This window comes from Psychrobacillus sp. BL-248-WT-3 (assembly GCF_012843435.1).
Lineage (GTDB): Bacteria > Bacillota > Bacilli > Bacillales_A > Planococcaceae > Psychrobacillus.
The window spans coordinates 22,972-40,403 of sequence record NZ_JABAFC010000034.1 but is presented as its reverse complement, the minus strand read 5'-3'; the positions used below and the strand labels follow the sequence as shown (position 1 = coordinate 40,403).

The following is a 17,432-nucleotide window of genomic DNA, read 5'->3' as shown; positions in this document are numbered from 1 at the left end:
CCCCTTAACGGATAAAGTAAGTATGTGTTTAGAATAAAGATAGTAATACATTTACACAAAATATTTTACATTCCCCACTTTTTGGTGTTTACGGGCTCTTCCACTCTTTATGGGACACTCTCATCCTTTTATGGGATACTTCTAACCTATTTACGGGCGCCTCTCGCTCATTTATGGGACACTTTTTGGAGTTTACGGGCGCTTCCACTCTTTATGGGACACTCTCATCCTTTTATAGGACACTTCTAACCTATTTACGGGCGCATTCCGCATGTTTATGGGCGGTTCAACATTCCCCCCTAGCCCATTCCCCTATGACTTGCCCAGTCTTTTATTCCAGCTGCCACCTCACCGCACAAAAAAAGCTACCAAATCAATTGGTAGCGGTTATTCGTTCTTATTTAATTACGCCTAGTTCTTTTCCTACTTTTTCATAGGTAGCGATGGCTTCGTCTAGCATTTCTTTTGTATGGGCTGCTGTTGGCATGTTGCGCACTCTGCCGGTTCCTTTTGGTACTGTTGGGAACACGATAGATTTTGCGTAGACACCTTCTTCAAACAGTCGTTTAGAGAATTGTTGCGTTAGCTTTTCGTCTCCGATGATGCATGGAGTGATTGGTGTTTCAGAATCACCGATGTTAAATCCAAGCTTCGATAGGCCAGATTTAAGGTAGTCTCCATTTTCCCATAGCTTGTCATGAAGCTCTGTAGAATCGATAATCATTTGGACTGCTGCAGTGATTGCTGCTACATCGCCAGGTGGTAAGGCTGTAGAAAATAGGAATGGACGTGAACGAACTTTTAACCAGTCGATTAAGTCCTTCTTCCCTGCAACGTATCCGCCAACTACTCCGATTGCTTTAGAAAGAGTACCGATTTGGAAATCAATTTCTTTTTCTAGTCCAAAGTGCTTCACTGTACCTTTACCCTTACCTGTCACACCAGAGCCATGTGCATCATCCACATAGGTGATTAGGTCAAACTCTTTTGCTATTTCTACTATTTCTGGAAGCTTCGCGATGTCACCATCCATAGAGAACACACCATCTGTAATGACCATTACTTTATTGTACTGGCCTGATTCTGTTGCTTCCTTTGCTTTCTTGCGAAGATCCTCCATGTCGGAATGATTAAATGGAATGATTTTAGCTTTTGAAAGTCGACAACCATCGATAATGGATGCGTGGTTTAATTGGTCAGATAGAATCGCGTCATTTTTATCCATTACGGCAGATATAGCAGCCATATTACAGTTAAAACCAGATTGATAAGAGATTGCTGCTTCTGTTCCCTTGAATTCAGCAAGCTTTTCCTCCAGCTTTACGTGTAGATCTAGCGTTCCGTTAATCGTACGTACCGCTCCTGCTCCAACACCATATTTATCTATCGTTACTTTTGCAATACGCTTCAACTCATCATTTGTAGCTAGTCCCAGGTAATTGTTTGAGGATAGATTGATTAGCTCGTTACCGCCAACTATAATTGTTGGTCCGTTCGCTCCCTCTACTGGATCGATTTCGTTATATAGACCTTGACTCTTTAGTTGCTCTAGGTTTTCTGTCAGAAAACTATTTAATACTTTAGACAAGTTCATCTTCCTTTCACACAAATATTCCACTTTATTTTACCATTGTTGTAGAAGAAAGACTAAGATATGTCCCTTTGAAAAATCCGTACTCCCCGCAAATAAAGAAAAGCGAGTAGGAAACCCTACTCACTCAACTGTTTCTAGCATTCTATCGTGAATCTCTCTCCATTTTTCCTCATCTATTGCAGAGTCGTAAAGCGATTTAATAAGCTTCGCCTCGGCAAAATAAGTACTGATGTAGTCTGTAGCAAGCTCCATTTCACTCGTATAAGCCTCTCGAATTTTCGTCAATTCCTCTTCACTCCATTTTGTTTGGTCAATATATGGGAAGAAATCAACAATGTCATCACCCTCGCGTTCTGGATCGTAGACATGAGGACTTGTTGCATCAACAATGCTCAATTGAAGCTCTGGAACCACAACCCCGTCAATACTATTTGCATCGAGTCCGCACCAAATGTATTGAACATCTAGTCCGTGCGATTTCGCTTCTTCTCCAAACTTTTTCATAAAGGAGGACTTTCCGCTCCCTGGCAGTCCCTTTATATACAAGCGGGTTTTTAAATTTTTGGAAATGGAAGCAAACGTATCTTTTGCTCCTAAAGGTGTGAGCGAACCCATTAAACGATGAGTCAGCTTAGGGTTTTTTTGAAGCTTTACGAATCCTATATGCTTCTTTTGAAGTTCCTCTAATAAAGAATTAATGCCGTTCCAATCCATCCCCGGCTGGATGAGCTGCTCCCAATCATCATGGATGAGCTTAGCTCTGGATAGTGCTTGCAAGCCCTTCGCTAGCCAAGCCTCTCCCTCAAGGTGCTTATCACGGACAACTAGTCCCACATCACGAAGTCTGTCCGGTTGATAGGCGTCATAGTAAGTTACCCATTCATGACCAGTCCCATAGAAGAAGGGATCAATAGTATTTGTTTGAAGATAAAGTGTTTTTGTATCCACAATATAAACAGCCTCTACTGCGTCCTCATCTAGCGGATCTAAAAACCATTCCATATCATTGCCTCTCCGTATCGCTGCGTATCCAATTTCCTTTAACGTATCTGAGAGTCTAGAACTTGCTGGCCCTTTAAAAAAATATACCTTTTTTGCTTCCTGAATGATCTCCTTATAGAAGTTTTTAACACCTTGTCCTGTATAAGATTTGCCCATAAAGTGCGTAATTGTTCCGTTCAAATAGTCATCCTTTCTATGGTTCATTCAATAGATAATGTATGCTCCGCTAATTTAAAATATGAAAAAGCGCTGAGAATCATATATGCTTCTCAGCGCTTTTGTTCATGAAGGGTAGTGTATAGCCACTTATCTTTAGTAAATATTTTTGTGAGGCGGGTAATGTGTAATGCACGAGCTGGCCAAGACCAAACGCAATAAGGATAGTCCCAATCCCCACCGGTCCACCAAGCAGCCAACCGGCAATAGCTACGATAACTTCAATGCCTGTCCGCACCTTCTTTAAGCTCCAATCTGTTTTGTCCATTATAAAAAGCATTAAAGAATCCCTTGGTCCAGCGCCAAGATTCGGTGATACATAAATCCCGATCCCGATGCTCATAACTATTACCCCTAATATAAATATCACTGCCTGACCCAAGAATTCTGTCGGATTAGGCAAAAGCCAATTAAACATATCGATGAATGATCCTACAAACAAGATATTAAGCCATGTACCTAATGCAGGAATTTTTTTAGTGCTGATCATTGTAATGAAAACAATTATAATGCCTGTCAAAATAGCCCATGTACCAATGGATAACCCTAAATGATTAAAAAGACCAACGTGTAAAACATCCCAAGGTCCTATACCAAACAAGTAGCCTTTAATAGTCATCGAAATTCCTAATGACATAATCGTTATGCCCACTATAAAAAAGGCCCAACGCAAACCAAGTTCCTTCATAATTCAGTCCTACTTTCCTTTAACGAAAAAACCATTCTCAACTAAACAGTTGGAATGGAATCATTTCTAACTATATCTATTATAATCGCTTGAAGGAAGAATGCTAGTCCATTTTGGAATTGGTAATTAAAGCCGTTTTGCCATTCGTCATGTGAAGTAAGTCAGCTAGTGTCACCTTCACCTGAAGCCCTATCCTGCCTCCACTAACAATGATATAGTCATTATTTTCTGCGCTACTGTCCACAATGGTTGGAAATAACTTTTTCATTCCGATGGGAGAGCAGCCTCCTCTTATGTATCCAGTCGTCGGGAGGAGATCCTTTAGATGTAGCAGCTCCACCTTTTTCTCTCCAACCTCCTTTGCCACTCTTTTGAAATGTAACTCCTGGTCCACAGGGATAATGCAGACATAATATTTGTTTGGTCCAGCTGTCAAAAGTAGTGTTTTATACACGACAAAAACGGGGTAGCCTATTTTATTTGCTACAGTTACCCCATCCACTTGATCGCCAGTCAGCTCATATTCAATTAATTCAAATGGTATTTTTTGCTGCTCCAGCATGCGGACAGCATTGGTTTTTTGTTTTTTAGCCATTCTATTACTCCTATGCTATCTGGAAAAAGCTCGGTTGTTGATCAGAAAAGCCATACATTTTTAAATGAACCTGATAAGAATATTTGGCAATTGCCTGCTCCTTTAACCGCTTCGCTTGTAGATTTTGCAAATCATCCTCCAAAACCTTTGGTGTTTGAAAATCTACCTGCATAGAGCGATTAAACACTTCAGACTCTATATCCTTTTGTCGTTGAACCTCTATCTTGATTTGTCTATTCGCCATTTCATTTAACGTAAGCTGGGCTTGCTCTTGTCTAATTTTCGAGGTTGCACTTGCAGCGACCAATAAATGCTGTGGCGTTTCAGGTGTTTCTGCAAGAGCTTGACTGCGAACTTTTTCCAATAGTTCTATTGTCTTTTCAGGTGTCGGTCCTCCTATGCTTTGTATGGGAATACCCGGCCCCTTAATATCCATTATAGATTGCTTTTCCATTTGCTGAAACTCACGAATAGCAGCAGAAAGCTCTGGTGTGTCTTTCTCTTTTTCTTTATTCCCCAGTAAAAGTTCTTCTAAATCATTTAAAGAGGGAGTTTTTGGCAGGAAATACTCTGCGTGCCTTCTATATGCCTGACCTGCATCTTTACGTTGTACTGCCTTTATACTAGCCGTAAAGTTAGACATCCCATTGCCAGTCGCTTTAACTAAGCTCATCCTAATCACCATCCCTTCCGTACCTTATTGTTCTTTATAGTTTAACTAATTTGTCAAAATAATTAAATAACCTTTAGTCATAAGTTGATATGAGGCATAATAATCAATTAAAAATTTATGTATTTTTCTATCAATTAGTATAAAATACCTAATTTTACGAATAAAAATAAGACAGCTATAAAAAGATATAGCTGTCTGGTAATTTTCCCTTTTTTTACGCGACCATTTGACGACAAATTTCAGCACATTTACGACAAGATTCTGCACATTTCTGACAGTGTTCATGATCGTGTTTGGCACACTCTTCACCACACGCATCACAAATTTGAGCACAAAGCTTACAAATTTCCTGCACAAACGGGCTATTTCTTGTCATCGCCTGGACTGCATATGCACAAATATCTGCACATTCACGATCTAAACGTATGCAACCTGCCATCATTTTTACATGATCTTCCTTGAGACAAGCGTCATAACAATGATTGCAAGCCTCTAGGCATTCTAAACACGCCTTTATACATTCTTCATACTTCGTATTCATCATTAGTCCTCCTCAAGTTTTACGTAACTTTTATTATTTTTCCCTAACAGTTAAGATTTAAACAATAGAGCTTTCGGTCACTTAGCTTCTGATAGTTCATCCTCTGTAACCCATTTATGATTCTTAACCTCAGTATCATCGGTAGTCGAAATGTAATCAATCATGTAAACTGTCGTGTCCTCAGACGATTCAATGATAGCCTCTGCTCCGTCCATTCCCTCCATGTGTTTAGCATTTAGTATCACATTAGAGCCAACTATTCCCTTGCCATCCGTAGCTTCTAATTCCTCATGTATTACCCATTTATGGTTCTCTACTTTTTTCCCATCCGTTGTAGACTCGTAAGTAACCGCATATACAGTTGTATCGAAGGCACCAACAATAGTAGCCTCTGCACCGTTCATACCTTCCATATGATCTGCTTCTATTATGGCCTTGCTTCCTACTTCAAATTTAGGGTTCTCCGCCTCAGCCAAGCCCTCCGGAATTACTCCACCGTCGTCCATATGATCCATATGAGCATGCTCCTGCTCTGTATTTGTGTCTTTTGCAGCTTCCTTACTATCATCACCACAGCCTGCCAGTAAAAATAATGAGCATAACCCTGTTATAGCTATCTTCTTCATCTATCTCGCTCCTCTTCATGCATAGTCTATATTTAATAGTATTTTTCTTATGTAAAGAAAACGACCGCCACTCAGCAGCCGTATTCCTTATTACTCTATTTATCCAATTTAACGCGTTGTAAACGTAAAGCGTTCAAAACTACCGAAACAGAACTAAATGCCATGGCTGCTCCAGCAACCCATGGTGCGAGCAATCCAACTGCTGCGATTGGGATCCCTAATACGTTATAAGCAAATGCCCAGAAAAGGTTTTGCTTTATATTTCTCATTGTTTTGCGACTCATTATAATAGCATCCGCAATACTGTTTAAATCTCCGCGAATTAATGTAATATCAGCTGCCTCCATGGCTACATCTGTTCCTGTGCCGATTGCCATTCCTATATTGGCAACTGCTAATGCAGGTGCATCATTGATGCCGTCTCCAACCATCGCTACTTTTTTCCCCAAGGATTGCAGCTTTTTAATTTCCTCAGCCTTGCCTTCAGGAAGCACCTCCGCTATAACATGGTCAATTCCAGCCTGTTTTCCTATTGCAGCAGCTGTTAGCTGATTATCCCCTGTGATCATCATGACCTCAATGTTCATATCCTTCAATCGTTGAATTGCCTGAATGGAAGATTCCTTAATGGTGTCAGCAACAGCTATCATACCAGCGTACTTCCCATCTATACTTGCGAGCATAGCTGTCTTTCCTTGTGCCTCTAGTGCCTCCATTTGATTAAGAATGGCCACTATTTGGACATTGTTTTGATTCATTAATTTTTTAGTTCCAACCAGTACTTCCTGATCATTGATCATTGCTTTTACACCGTAACCAGGAATTGCCTCGAAGGATGTGACTTGCTGCAGCGTTATTTCACGTCCTTTAATGCCATCCACAATCGCCTCTGCCAGAGGATGTTCAGACTGTTTTTCAGCAGCCCCGATATATGAAAGAAAGTCGAGTTCTTTTATACCCTCTGCCACCATTACATCTGTTAGCTTTGGCTTTCCATAAGTGACTGTGCCGGTTTTATCTACAACTACCGTGTCAATATGGTGTGTCGTTTCTAAATGTTCGCCACCCTTAAACAATATTCCAAACTCTGCAGCACGACCAGAGCCAGCCATTATCGAAGTGGGTGTTGCAAGGCCTAACGCACATGGACAGGCTATGACGAGTACCGCTATTAACGCTTCCAGTGCTGGCGTAATCTCTCCGGGATCGACGAGGAGGAACCAAATGAGAAATGTAACAATTGCAATTCCTACTACAATGGGAACGAAAATCCCCGAGATTTTATCTGCCAAACGCTGAATAGGAGCTTTTGATCCTTGAGCGTCCTCTACTACTTTAATAATTTGAGCAAGCGCGGTGTCTCTTCCAATTTTTGTTGCCTGCATTTGAATGGATCCGTTCTTATTGATAGTTGACCCAAACAATGAAGCTCCAGGTACTTTATCAACAGGTATACTCTCTCCGGTTAGCATGGATTCATCCACTGCACTATTTCCATCTATTACTATTCCATCGACCGGAATTTTCTCCCCGGGCTTCACAAGGATCGTGTCACCTACTAGCACTTCCTCAATGGGAACCATTAACTCAGAACCATCTCTTAGAACCAATGCTGTTTTCGCTTGCAGACCCATTAATTTTTTGATGGCCTCTGAAGAACGCCCCTTTGCCTTTGCTTCGAATAATTTCCCTAATAAAATAAGCGTAATAAGGACTGCACTTGTTTCAAAGTAAAGCTGAGCGGAATGGTGTTCACCGACCGTTATAATAGCTTGATAAACACTATAAAAATAAGCCGCCGATGTACCTAACACGACAAGGACATCCATATTAGCACTACCATTTTTCAATGCTTTGTAAGCACTAATATAAAACTGTCCCCCAATGATAAATTGAACAGGTGTTGCTAGTGCCATTTGCACCCACGGATTCATCAAAAATTCAGGTACATAAAGAAATGTTGTAAAAGAAAAATGACCGACCATCGTCCATAGAAGTGGCAAAGAAAATATCGCTGCAATAATAAACTTTGTCTTTTGCTTCTTGATTGCTTCCTCTCGGTAGTCAACCGTCTCTTTATCCTCAGATTTTATAATTGCCCCATACCCTAGCTTTTCTACCTTTTCGATAATGTCATTTACCGTAAGAGTGGAAGGGTTAAATTCTACAGTTGCTCGCTCCAGCGCTAGGTTCACATTGGCAGAGCTTACACCTTCTAATCTATTTAAACCTTTTTCAATACGGGCTGAGCATGCTGCACAAGTCATGCCGGTAATAGCAAATTCTTTTTTCTCTTTCACCACGCCATAACCAAGTGCCTCAATTTTTTTCTCAAAATCTTCTTCTGTTACTTTCTCCGGGTCATATTTAATGACAGATTTCTCTAGTGCCAAATTAACATTAGCTTCTTCTACACCATCCATTTTGTTAATAACCTTTTCAATTCTCGCAGAGCATGCTGCACAGGTCATACCTGTTATCTTGTAGCTGGTCTGCTTTATGTTGTTATCCATTTTCATTACCTCTCCTCACATACGGCTGGGGGGTATATTCAGATTAAATAAAGAGAGTGCTAATTAGCACCCTATCTATTATTGAACATCGTAGCCTTGCTCATCGATCGCATCTTTAATTTTAGCTAGAGTAACTTTATCTTCTTCATAGGAAACATCTACTTTACCTGATTCCAAATAGACTTTTACTTGCTCTACGCCATCAAGCTCACCTACACTAGTTTCTACTGACTTAACGCAATGTCCACATGACATACCTTTAACTTCTAATGTAACTTGATTTAACATTTCCATTCCTCCTATTTTCTCATTAGTTTTTGAATCGTCACAAGTAATTCATCTAATACTTCTTCATCGCCTTCTGCTAGCCTATCAGCTACGCAGCCTTTTAAATGCCCTTGCAAAAGAACTTTAGCGACGCTGTTTAAAGCCGACTGAGTTGCCGACAGCTGAGTTATAATATCATCACAATAGATATCCTTCTCAACCATTCCTTTAATACCCCGGATTTGACCTTCCACCCGATTCAGTCTATTGGTTAAATCTTTTTTTACATGCTCAGGATGGTGACTTTTCCTACAGGACAAATCAGTTGGTAATATTGTATTTTCCTCTATTACATTGTCCAAGTAACCAACCTCCTATTCTTATTTACAGTATATGATACCCTTTAGGGGTATGCAAATGAAATGATTTTAAATTTTCGAGAATAATAAATTCAAGTCGGATGAATAAAATGAAATAGAATAGTTCATGCTTCTAAAAAAGAAAAAGGAGAACAAAATGATAAACTTAAACGATTTTTATGTAGACATCCTTAATGACCTAGTAAAACAATTTAATGAACTCATACCTGAAAATGCACCTTATTCCTATTCCTCACAGGATGTTATTGAATTACTTATCATTCGTGAACATGTAAATAGCGAACTGAAATGACTAGACCTTGAAGAAGGTCTTTTTTGTGTTTTAATGAGCACTTTTTTTGTACAAAAAATGAGCTGGTCAAATATGATCCAACTCATCTTTTGTAGTTATTTATCGAATTTTATACCTTTTAATAAATCCGCAAATGCATTATTAATCGGTTCTTCTTCTTTGTTTTGCTTTTTCAAGTACTGCTGCACTGATTTTTTATCTACTTTACCGCCGCCTTCTTTTTTGCGACGAGCCTCAAAAGCAGATAGCTTCTCACGGTGACCACATTTACATACGAAGATTTGACCATCGCCTTCCCCGCGAAGCTCTAACTTTTTCTTACATTGTGGGCAACGAGCGTTAGTCACGCGTGCCACATTTTTACGGTGACCACATTCCCGATCTTGACACACAAGCATTTTACCTTTTTTGCCGTTCACTTCAAGCATAGGTTTTCCACAGTCAGGACAAGTTTTAGTGGATATATTGTCGTGCTTATATTTTTTATTACTGCCTTTAATATCAGAAACGATTTCTTTCGTATAGTTCTTCATTTCGGCTATGAAAACTTCTTTTTTCAATTTCCCTTTAGCGATTGCTTCCAGCTTTTGCTCCCACTCACCAGTTAATGTCGGAGATTTTAACTCTTCAGGCACTAGGTCAAGCAGCTGACGGCCTTTTGATGTAATATGAATATCCTTCCCACGCTTCTCAATTAAAAATGAGTTGAATAGCTTATCAATGATATCCGCACGAGTTGCAACTGTCCCTAGTCCACCAGTGGATTTTAACGTGTCCGCGAGCTGTTTATCCTGCGTTTCCATATATTTTGTAGGGTTTTCCATTGCAGTTAGTAACGTAGCTTCATTGAAACGTGCAGGTGGTTTTGTTTGACCAGACGTTTGAGCTATTAACTTAACATGTAAAGAATCTCCCTTTTCGATACGTGGTAAAATCTGTTCCTTTAAATCCTCCGTTGACTCATCTTCCATATGATTTTGATAAACTTCTTTCCAACCACTCACTAATATCGTTTTTCCTCTAGCTACAAAGTTCTCGTCACCAATTTTTGCACGCAACGTTAATTGTTCGTACTCAAATGCAGGGAACATCACCGCTAGGAAACGTTTTACAACTAAATCATAAATTTTACGTTCCTTATCATTGAAGGCAGAGAAGTTTACATAACCTTCCGTTGGTATAATTGCATGGTGATCCGATACCTTGCTGTCATCTACAAATGATTTAGAGGCCTTTATAGGCTTGCTTAAAATTTTATTTGCTAATGGTCGATACTCACCCACCGCGCAGGCTTTCAAACGTTCTGGGAGAGTGCTCACAATATCGGATGAGATAAAACGTGAATCTGTACGTGGATAAGTTAATACCTTGTGTTGCTCATACAGCTTTTGCATGATATTCAACGTATCTTTTGCAGAGTAGCCAAAGATTTTATTGGCATCACGTTGCAGCTCAGTTAAATCATACAGGCCAGGGGCGAATGACTTCTTCGGCTTTTTCTCAATTTCTGTTACGGTAGCGTTACCTTTACCAAGCTTTTTCACGATCACGTCTACTTTTTCTTTTTCAAAGCTACGACCATTTCCTTTTGCATCCTGCCAAGTAAGCTTTAAATTATCTACTGTTTGTGCTTCAATTCCATAGTAGGTTTGCGCTTTGAAATGCTTGATCTCATCCTCACGTTTTGCAATAATCGCCACTACTGGAGTCTGAACTCGTCCACAATTAAGCTGTGCATTAAATTTGGTAGATAGTGCACGGCTGGCATTAAGCCCAATGTACCAATCTGCCTCAGAACGGGCTACTGCAGAAGCATAAAGGTTTTCATATGCTTTACCTGGTTTTAAGTTTGCAAAGCCATCCTTGATCGCTTTATCTGTTACGGATGAAATCCAAAGACGTTTAACCGGCTTATTCACCTTTGCTTTAGCGATAATCCAGCGCGCAACTAGCTCGCCTTCTCGTCCAGCATCGGTAGCAATAATAATCTCATTAATATCACCACGTGTAAGCTGCGATTTAACAGCATTATATTGTTTACCTGATTGTTTAATCACAGTCAGTTTAAGGCTTTCTGGTAACATCGGTAAATCTTCTAAATTCCATGTTTTATATTTAACATCATAGCTTTCTGGGTCTGCTAATGTTACGAGGTGCCCTAGAGCCCAAGTCACTACATAATCTTTACCCTCTATATAGCCATTTCCTTTTTTGTCACATTTAAGTACTCTTGCAATATCTCTTGCCACAGATGGTTTTTCTGCTAATACTAAGCGTTTTGCCATTCCAAACATCCTTTCGTAAATCCCTATGAATAATATAGCATAGGTTTTCGTTAGATTCAGTTAGCAGCGCAAGATATGATCACACTTTACTCTTACGTTTCTTGGTTTTATCACCGTTCGTAGTAGTTTTATCACCGCTTAGCGAGATTTATCACCGTTCGCGCAGTTTTATCACCGCTCATCGAGATTTATCACCGTTCACAGTAGTTTTATCACCACTTAGCTTAAACTAACCCACAATAAAGGGATAATCTACCCAACACAGGTTGATTATCCCTTTTGATTAAACTAGCTTTTGTCCACAGTTCGGACAGAAGTTGGCACCTGTTGTTTTTTGTCCGCAGTTTGGACAGAAGTTTGGCATTTGACCATTGCTTGAGCTTCCATTGCTCGATTGGTTATTTTGTGATGAAGACTGACCTTGACCTTGGCTAGGGTTACTTTGGTTCATGTTTTTCATCATTTCATTTGCCATGTTCATACCCATCATCATTCCTGCCATATCTGAAGCTGCGCCTGATCCAGAAAGCTTTCCAGAGGCCATTGCATCTGTAACAGAAACCTGCTGATATTTAGAGAGATCTCCAATCATGCCATGAGAAGCATTTTTAGTAATCATATCTTGAATCTCCTTAGGATAATTAAAGCTCATAATATGGAAGCCAGTGATTTTCATCCCCATATCCATGATTTGCATGTCTAAATCGTCTTTAATACCGCTAGCTATATCTGAGGCATTAGCCTGAAGGTTGAACATATCTTTGCCTTCTTTGCTAATCCATTTCATTAATAGCTGATCTAAAACAGAGGTAATACGAATTTTAATATCCTCTACTAGATAGCTTGTGCGAACGCCAGCAATCTTGTCGATTAGGGCCATGTAGTCATTTACTTTAAAGTTGAATGTTCCGTTCGCTCGAATAGGCATTCCACCTGGCATCTGAGGCGTTGGAATATTAATTGGATTCTGTGTTCCCCATTTTACAGTAAATTCCTTCGTATTGACGAAAAGAACCTCCACGCGCATCCCACTATTAAATCCAAATCTAAACCCTTTTAATGTAGAAAGAAACGGTATGATTTGAGACTCAATATCATATTCGCCGTCGTCCTCGAAGACTCCTTCGATGCGTCCGCCATTGAAAAACACAGCGTCCTGACCAGGTCGAATGATTAGCTTACTCCCTTTCTTAATTTCTTCATTGCTCCACTTCCAAAAAATCATATCTTCTCTGAATTCTCGCCATTCCACCACATCTGAAAATTGATTTCTAAAAAAAGACATATCCTCATTCCCTTCATGATTAAGAAAGCTTTAAGCGTTAAAATTTCCCGCTGCTTCCGCTAAATGATCTACCACCACTTGTAACACCGCCACCACTGCTTCCTCCGCCATTATTATTGTTCGTAGGCTTCTTTACTTTGGAAACCGTTTGATTGACGAAGACATCACGCTTACTGTTTATTCTTGAATTATTTTCTTCAAAGTAGGTTCTACTATTTACTGTTACCTTACCTCCCGAGTTAAATGCCATCAGCCCAACAATTATACCTCCAAGAGCTAGAGAAGCTCCAAGCTGGAACCACCATTTGAAAAGGATACTTTCAGGATTTACACCAGGATTATATTCCATATATTTATCCGCGGTAAGGATAAAATTACTAAATGCATCGTAATAGCTTCCTGCAGATAACTCAGGCGTAATTTTATCTCTGAGTAGGTCCATTCTTTGATTATCAAGGTATTCCTCAGCTTTATCGAAGCCCCTCAATACAACATCTCTATTGACCATATCTATGCCTACTATGGCAGCACTGCCATTGTGCTTACCGTAGCCAATTCCTGTACGATCTGCAAAGTCTTCTACGTAAGTATCTAGTCCCTTATCATCTGCTCCATTAGTTGTAAGAAATACAAAATCTGTTTCGTTTTTCTCGCTATATTCGGATGATAGCTTCTCTAATGCGTCTATTTCGCTAGCAGTCAATAGCCCCGCCTCATCAAAAACGCGTTGCTTTGCGTCGGCTGCTTCAGTTAGTCCTATGGGAAGCAATAAAAGGAAAAATGCAATGAATAAAATAGAATACTTTTTCACCATAGAACACCACCAAGTGCAAAGGAAATGCCCTTCAGTATAATAAAGGACGCGGCAGCTATACCACTAAACCAGCCAGCAACCTTGCCCATACTAAGCGGTGGCTTTCCTACTACTTTTCCTGTCTGGCCATTCATAGCAAAAATATGCTCTTTATTGCCAAAATCATAATAAACCATCCAAACTGGCAAAAGGACATAGTGTGCCGTTTTCTTATTTGTATTAATTTGTTTATTTTTATATTGAACAGAGGAGTAACCAGCGACTGTAGAGCTAATATAATTGTCTATGTACGGCTGTACCTTCGTTTTAACTCTAGAGAATAGTTCCTGGTCTGTATAGTTGTATTTCTCCGCTATATAGCCTGCTAAATAAGGAGTTTTAAAATCCTTTAAATTGCTGTAATCATACGGCTCCAGCTTATCCATTAGCTCATCGTCCAGCTTTTCAGATGCATCAACAGGTACCTTTACATACCTAAGATCTAAATCTCGATATACATCATAGAACTTAGTTTCCGTATAAATATAGTCACCTCTTGTATAGGTTCTCACCTTTGTACCAACTGCATCGACTTTTGCCTTTGTATCTAAATCATACAGCCAAAAGGGCACATAGATCCCGGTGATTCCTTTTACTCTGTCCGCAGTCATAAATCCAGCAGGTGTTAGCCGACCGTTCTTACACCATTTACGAAATGCTTCCATCGCCTGTTCCTTATTAATGGTAAAGGGAATAACCTTAGCAGGAGCAAGATCACCGGACAATCTGTCCCCTAATACTACAGCCGCTCCACAAAAACTGCAGCTAGTGGCTGTCGTATCTGCCTCCGTGATAATAACAGCTCCACAGTTGTTGCAATTGTATTGCTTTGCTTCGTCCTCCTCAAATGTCGTCGTAATATATTCATCTGAGAAGTCCTCTATGTTATCCTTTCTACCACAGCTATTACAGGACAACATACCTGAAGTGCTGTCAAATTCCATATCAGATCCACAGTTTGGACATTTATAATGGATAACCATCTTTTCGCTCCTCGCCTTTTCGTACTATTTTTTAAATAGGCTGCAGCGTATGCCACAGCCTATTTATTGTGTCTACTCTATTCTTCTTTCGTTTGTAGCTGTTCCTTTAAAGCTGCCAGCTCATCATCTACGTTTAATTGAGCCTTCAGTGCAGAAAGTTCGTTTTCCACATTTGAATCTGTATCATACTTAGAAGCAAGATCCTCAATGTTTTCACCTGTGCCTTTGTTTAGCTCCGCCATTGCATTTGCTTCATCTAGCTCTTGGTTTATTCTAGCTTCCATTTTATCAAATGCAGACATTGAACGAGTTGCCCCTCCCACGGAAGTCGCAAATTCGTTAACCCTCTTCTGAGTTTTGGCTACAGAAGCTTTTCCTTTAAGAATGGATCTTCTAGATTCCAATTCTCCAATATCCTCTACTAGCTTATCGTGCATTTGTCTCATTTGAACCGTATTCGCGGAGGCTAATTCTTTTGCCGTATTTAAATCGGTTTCCTTCGCCGTGTATTCTGCCTTTTTATTCAGGAATTTTCTTGCATCCTCTTCATTACCAACTTCTAATGCCTTTATTGCATACTTTTGCATATTTGCGATATCTTTTTGACACTCCTCTAGCTCGCGTGTCGCACGTTTTTCAGCAGCCATAATTGTTGCTGTTTCAGATTTTACTTTACCAAGATCTCTATTTAGGTCGCGTAAGTATTGGTCAATCATTTTTTCTGGATCCTCTGCCTTATCCAATAAAGCATTGATGTTACTCGACATAATGTCACGGAATCTTCTTAAAATTTCCATTACGCACTCTCCCTTATCGTTTTATATTATAGTTTAACAATTGGATATAACTCCTACAACTGTAAGGGATTTCTGTTCTTATCACCATTTTAAATTGGAGCTACTTTAAGCTACCTTACCTATGAGTTATATCTTTTATACGAGAAAATGCAACCAAAGGTTTCATCCTATTTACAAATATAAAAAACCACTGAAGTTAAAAGTAACTTCAGTGGTTGAGAATTTTTTTACCTATTAGTAAGTAGTCCAACCGCCATCAGCTGTTACTACTACACCATTGATGAAGCTAGCATCTTCAGAGCCTAAGAAGATAGCAAGTTTTGCGATTTCTTCAGGTTGTCCAGCACGTGGGTTTAATGGCATACCTAGCTGTTGTTTTCCAGCTCCGTATGGGCTCACGTTGTTCATAGTGGAAGAGATATTTGTTATTACTGCACCTGGAGCAATTCCGTTGCAACGAATTCCTTTATCAGCAAACATGAATGCTGTGTTTTTCGTCAAACCAACAACTGCATGCTTAGAAGCTGTGTATGCTGCTCCAGCACGACCTCCATAAAGACCACCAGCAGAAATGTTGTTTACAATTACACCGCTTCCTTGTTTTAAGAAAAGGTCAGTTGCAATACGCATTGTTTTCATTGTTGCTGTAGTATTCACTGCAAATACCATATCCCAGCGTGCATCTGAAATTTCATTTACTGGCTCCATGCCATCCATAATTCCAGCGTTATTTACAAGGATATCTAGCTTGCCATACGTTTTAACCGTTTCATCAAATAAACGAGTAAGATCGTCGTCCTTAGTTACATTTGTGTCAATTGCAAAGGCAGTTCCACCATTAGCTATGATTGCTTCTGCAACCGCTTTCGCACCTTCTAAATTCATGTCCGATACGACAACTTTTGCACCTTCTGCTGCATAGCCTTCTGCGATTGCTTTACCCATACCGGATGCTGCTCCAGTTACGATAGCTACTTTGTCTTGTAATTTCATGATTTTTTCCTCCTTTAAGGATATTTTATTGTACACCTGTTCATTTAAAATTATACTTAATCTAACTACTTTTCACAAACAACACAAAATCTAAAAATGTACATTATAGGACGAAATCCAAAAATATGTTTATTATCATTTGGAGGAAAATAATGAAAACTGATTTACGGATTATAAAAACACAAGAAAGCCTGCGAAATGCACTTCTAATACTACTTAAAACTAAACCGTTAGAATCCATTAATATTGCTGAGCTTTGTCGGTGTGCCAAAATTAATAGAGGCACCTTTTACCTTCACTATCAAAATGTACATGGTGTTTTTGAAAGCTATTTCGAGGAAATCATAGACGATTTAAGAAAGTCTTACGAAGAGCCATATCATCAAACTGACTTTAATATACAAAATTTAAAATCCGATATGATTATTATCTTTCATCACGTAAAAAGGTATGAAGGGTTTTACCAAATCATTTTTGATGAAGCCAATCCCGTTAAGTACTATTACAAGTTATTTCACGCGATCCGAAAAATGATGAAGGAAATGACGATGAATTCCATCGACTACCTTCCAGATGAAAAAATGGAGTATTTTGTTAGCTACCAAACCAACGCCATTATGGGTATTTTAGTGGAATGGCATAGCAATCAATTTGCTACCTCTCCTGACGAGCTAAACGAGTATCTCTACTCTTTTTCCAATTCACTCAACTGGTTCCCGAATAAGCAAGGGGATGCAAACTAAATCATGCATGGGCTAAGAATTGGGAAAACTCGTTAAGCGGTGATAAATTCTGATCAACGGTGATAAGCCTCGCAACACTCCATACAAAAAAACGTCTGAGCGATAA

The 17,432-nt window shown here is 39.5% G+C and carries 18 protein-coding genes; 2 read left to right on the top strand and 16 right to left on the bottom strand.

The features are described from left to right. Positions 1–397 precede the first annotated feature (397 nt). The 10 genes from HF876_RS15045 to HF876_RS15000 all read right to left on the bottom strand — a co-directional run bounded on the left by HF876_RS15045 (position 398) and on the right by HF876_RS15000 (position 9,077). On the bottom strand, positions 398–1,588 hold the full coding sequence (locus tag HF876_RS15045) for a glycine C-acetyltransferase (protein WP_169360870.1): 1,191 nt from the start codon (positions 1,586–1,588) through the stop codon (positions 398–400). Between the two features lie 126 nt (positions 1,589–1,714). Then, positions 1,715–2,776 (bottom strand): hypothetical protein, encoded by a 1,062-nt coding sequence (locus tag HF876_RS15040; protein WP_169360869.1) that lies wholly within the window; start codon positions 2,774–2,776, stop codon positions 1,715–1,717. Between the two features lie 76 nt (positions 2,777–2,852). After that, complete coding sequence (locus tag HF876_RS15035) at positions 2,853–3,500, bottom strand: YczE/YyaS/YitT family protein (protein ID WP_205964124.1); 648 nt, start codon at positions 3,498–3,500, stop codon at positions 2,853–2,855. Positions 3,501–3,603: 103 nt separating this feature from the next. Continuing rightward, positions 3,604–4,095: a Cys-tRNA(Pro) deacylase gene (gene ybaK, locus HF876_RS15030; protein WP_169360868.1), complete on the bottom strand. Its 492-nt coding sequence runs from the start codon at positions 4,093–4,095 to the stop codon at positions 3,604–3,606. Positions 4,096–4,105: 10 nt separating this feature from the next. Next, positions 4,106–4,768, bottom strand: a complete 663-nt coding sequence (locus HF876_RS15025; protein WP_169360867.1) for a hypothetical protein — start codon at positions 4,766–4,768, stop codon at positions 4,106–4,108. Positions 4,769–4,982: 214 nt separating this feature from the next. Further along, positions 4,983–5,309, bottom strand: a complete 327-nt coding sequence (locus HF876_RS15020) for a four-helix bundle copper-binding protein (RefSeq protein ID WP_169360873.1) — start codon at positions 5,307–5,309, stop codon at positions 4,983–4,985. 77 nt (positions 5,310–5,386) lie between these two features. Next, a complete protein-coding gene (locus tag HF876_RS15015; protein WP_169360866.1) occupies positions 5,387–5,935 on the bottom strand; it encodes a YdhK family protein in 549 nt (182 codons plus the stop codon). A gap of 95 nt (positions 5,936–6,030) precedes the next feature. After that, the gene (locus HF876_RS15010; protein WP_169360865.1) at positions 6,031–8,448 is read right to left on the bottom strand and encodes a heavy metal translocating P-type ATPase; all 2,418 of its coding nucleotides are present in this window, start codon (positions 8,446–8,448) and stop codon (positions 6,031–6,033) included. Positions 8,449–8,526: 78 nt separating this feature from the next. After that, the gene (copZ, locus tag HF876_RS15005) at positions 8,527–8,736 is read right to left on the bottom strand and encodes a copper chaperone CopZ (protein ID WP_169360864.1); all 210 of its coding nucleotides are present in this window, start codon (positions 8,734–8,736) and stop codon (positions 8,527–8,529) included. Between the two features lie 11 nt (positions 8,737–8,747). Then, a complete protein-coding gene (locus HF876_RS15000; RefSeq protein ID WP_205964123.1) occupies positions 8,748–9,077 on the bottom strand; it encodes a metal-sensing transcriptional repressor in 330 nt (109 codons plus the stop codon). A 154-nt stretch (positions 9,078–9,231) separates the two neighbouring features. Here HF876_RS15000 and HF876_RS14995 point away from each other — a divergent pair, with 154 nt between their 5' ends. After that, positions 9,232–9,387, top strand: coding sequence for a hypothetical protein (locus HF876_RS14995; protein ID WP_169360863.1), 156 nt, complete (start codon positions 9,232–9,234; stop codon positions 9,385–9,387). Positions 9,388–9,482: 95 nt separating this feature from the next. On the opposite strand, the gene HF876_RS14990 is transcribed toward HF876_RS14995, so the two are convergent. The 6 genes from HF876_RS14990 to HF876_RS14965 all read right to left on the bottom strand — a co-directional run bounded on the left by HF876_RS14990 (position 9,483) and on the right by HF876_RS14965 (position 16,583). After that, a complete protein-coding gene (locus HF876_RS14990) occupies positions 9,483–11,672 on the bottom strand; it encodes a DNA topoisomerase III (protein WP_169360862.1) in 2,190 nt (729 codons plus the stop codon). Between the two features lie 283 nt (positions 11,673–11,955). Beyond that, entirely contained in the window at positions 11,956–12,957 is a 1,002-nt protein-coding gene (locus HF876_RS14985) for an SPFH domain-containing protein (RefSeq protein ID WP_169360861.1), read from the bottom strand. 37 nt (positions 12,958–12,994) lie between these two features. Then, the gene (locus HF876_RS14980) at positions 12,995–13,771 is read right to left on the bottom strand and encodes a TPM domain-containing protein (RefSeq protein ID WP_169360860.1); all 777 of its coding nucleotides are present in this window, start codon (positions 13,769–13,771) and stop codon (positions 12,995–12,997) included. Then, positions 13,765–14,793: a TFIIB-type zinc ribbon-containing protein gene (locus HF876_RS14975; RefSeq protein WP_169360859.1), complete on the bottom strand. Its 1,029-nt coding sequence runs from the start codon at positions 14,791–14,793 to the stop codon at positions 13,765–13,767. Before HF876_RS14975 ends, HF876_RS14980 begins: the two co-directional genes overlap by 7 nt. A 77-nt stretch (positions 14,794–14,870) precedes the next feature. Further along, on the bottom strand, positions 14,871–15,590 hold the full coding sequence (locus tag HF876_RS14970) for a PspA/IM30 family protein (protein ID WP_169360858.1): 720 nt from the start codon (positions 15,588–15,590) through the stop codon (positions 14,871–14,873). A gap of 234 nt (positions 15,591–15,824) precedes the next feature. Beyond that, positions 15,825–16,583, bottom strand: a complete 759-nt coding sequence (locus tag HF876_RS14965) for a glucose 1-dehydrogenase (protein WP_169360857.1) — start codon at positions 16,581–16,583, stop codon at positions 15,825–15,827. Positions 16,584–16,735: 152 nt separating this feature from the next. On the opposite strand from HF876_RS14965, the gene HF876_RS14960 reads away from it, so the two are divergent. Continuing rightward, a complete protein-coding gene (locus HF876_RS14960; protein WP_169360856.1) occupies positions 16,736–17,326 on the top strand; it encodes a TetR/AcrR family transcriptional regulator in 591 nt (196 codons plus the stop codon). Positions 17,327–17,432 lie beyond the last annotated feature (106 nt).

What these genes read in the sequence shown, in the direction of transcription:
- HF876_RS15035 (WP_205964124.1), bottom strand. Translation starts at nt 3,500, where the DNA reads ATGAAGGAACTTGGTTTGCGTTGGGCCTTTTTTATAGTGGGCATAACG.
- ybaK (WP_169360868.1), bottom strand. Translation starts at nt 4,095, where the DNA reads ATGGCTAAAAAACAAAAAACCAATGCTGTCCGCATGCTGGAGCAGCAA.
- HF876_RS15025 (WP_169360867.1), bottom strand. Translation starts at nt 4,768, where the DNA reads ATGAGCTTAGTTAAAGCGACTGGCAATGGGATGTCTAACTTTACGGCT.
- HF876_RS15020 (WP_169360873.1), bottom strand. Translation starts at nt 5,309, where the DNA reads ATGAATACGAAGTATGAAGAATGTATAAAGGCGTGTTTAGAATGCCTA.
- HF876_RS15015 (WP_169360866.1), bottom strand. Translation starts at nt 5,935, where the DNA reads ATGAAGAAGATAGCTATAACAGGGTTATGCTCATTATTTTTACTGGCA.
- HF876_RS15010 (WP_169360865.1), bottom strand. Translation starts at nt 8,448, where the DNA reads ATGGATAACAACATAAAGCAGACCAGCTACAAGATAACAGGTATGACC.
- copZ (WP_169360864.1), bottom strand. Translation starts at nt 8,736, where the DNA reads ATGTTAAATCAAGTTACATTAGAAGTTAAAGGTATGTCATGTGGACAT.
- HF876_RS14995 (WP_169360863.1), top strand. Translation starts at nt 9,232, where the DNA reads ATGATAAACTTAAACGATTTTTATGTAGACATCCTTAATGACCTAGTA.
- HF876_RS14990 (WP_169360862.1), bottom strand. Translation starts at nt 11,672, where the DNA reads ATGGCAAAACGCTTAGTATTAGCAGAAAAACCATCTGTGGCAAGAGAT.
- HF876_RS14985 (WP_169360861.1), bottom strand. Translation starts at nt 12,957, where the DNA reads ATGTCTTTTTTTAGAAATCAATTTTCAGATGTGGTGGAATGGCGAGAA.
- HF876_RS14980 (WP_169360860.1), bottom strand. Translation starts at nt 13,771, where the DNA reads ATGGTGAAAAAGTATTCTATTTTATTCATTGCATTTTTCCTTTTATTG.
- HF876_RS14975 (WP_169360859.1), bottom strand. Translation starts at nt 14,793, where the DNA reads ATGGTTATCCATTATAAATGTCCAAACTGTGGATCTGATATGGAATTT.
- HF876_RS14970 (WP_169360858.1), bottom strand. Translation starts at nt 15,590, where the DNA reads ATGGAAATTTTAAGAAGATTCCGTGACATTATGTCGAGTAACATCAAT.
- HF876_RS14965 (WP_169360857.1), bottom strand. Translation starts at nt 16,583, where the DNA reads ATGAAATTACAAGACAAAGTAGCTATCGTAACTGGAGCAGCATCCGGT.
- HF876_RS14960 (WP_169360856.1), top strand. Translation starts at nt 16,736, where the DNA reads ATGAAAACTGATTTACGGATTATAAAAACACAAGAAAGCCTGCGAAAT.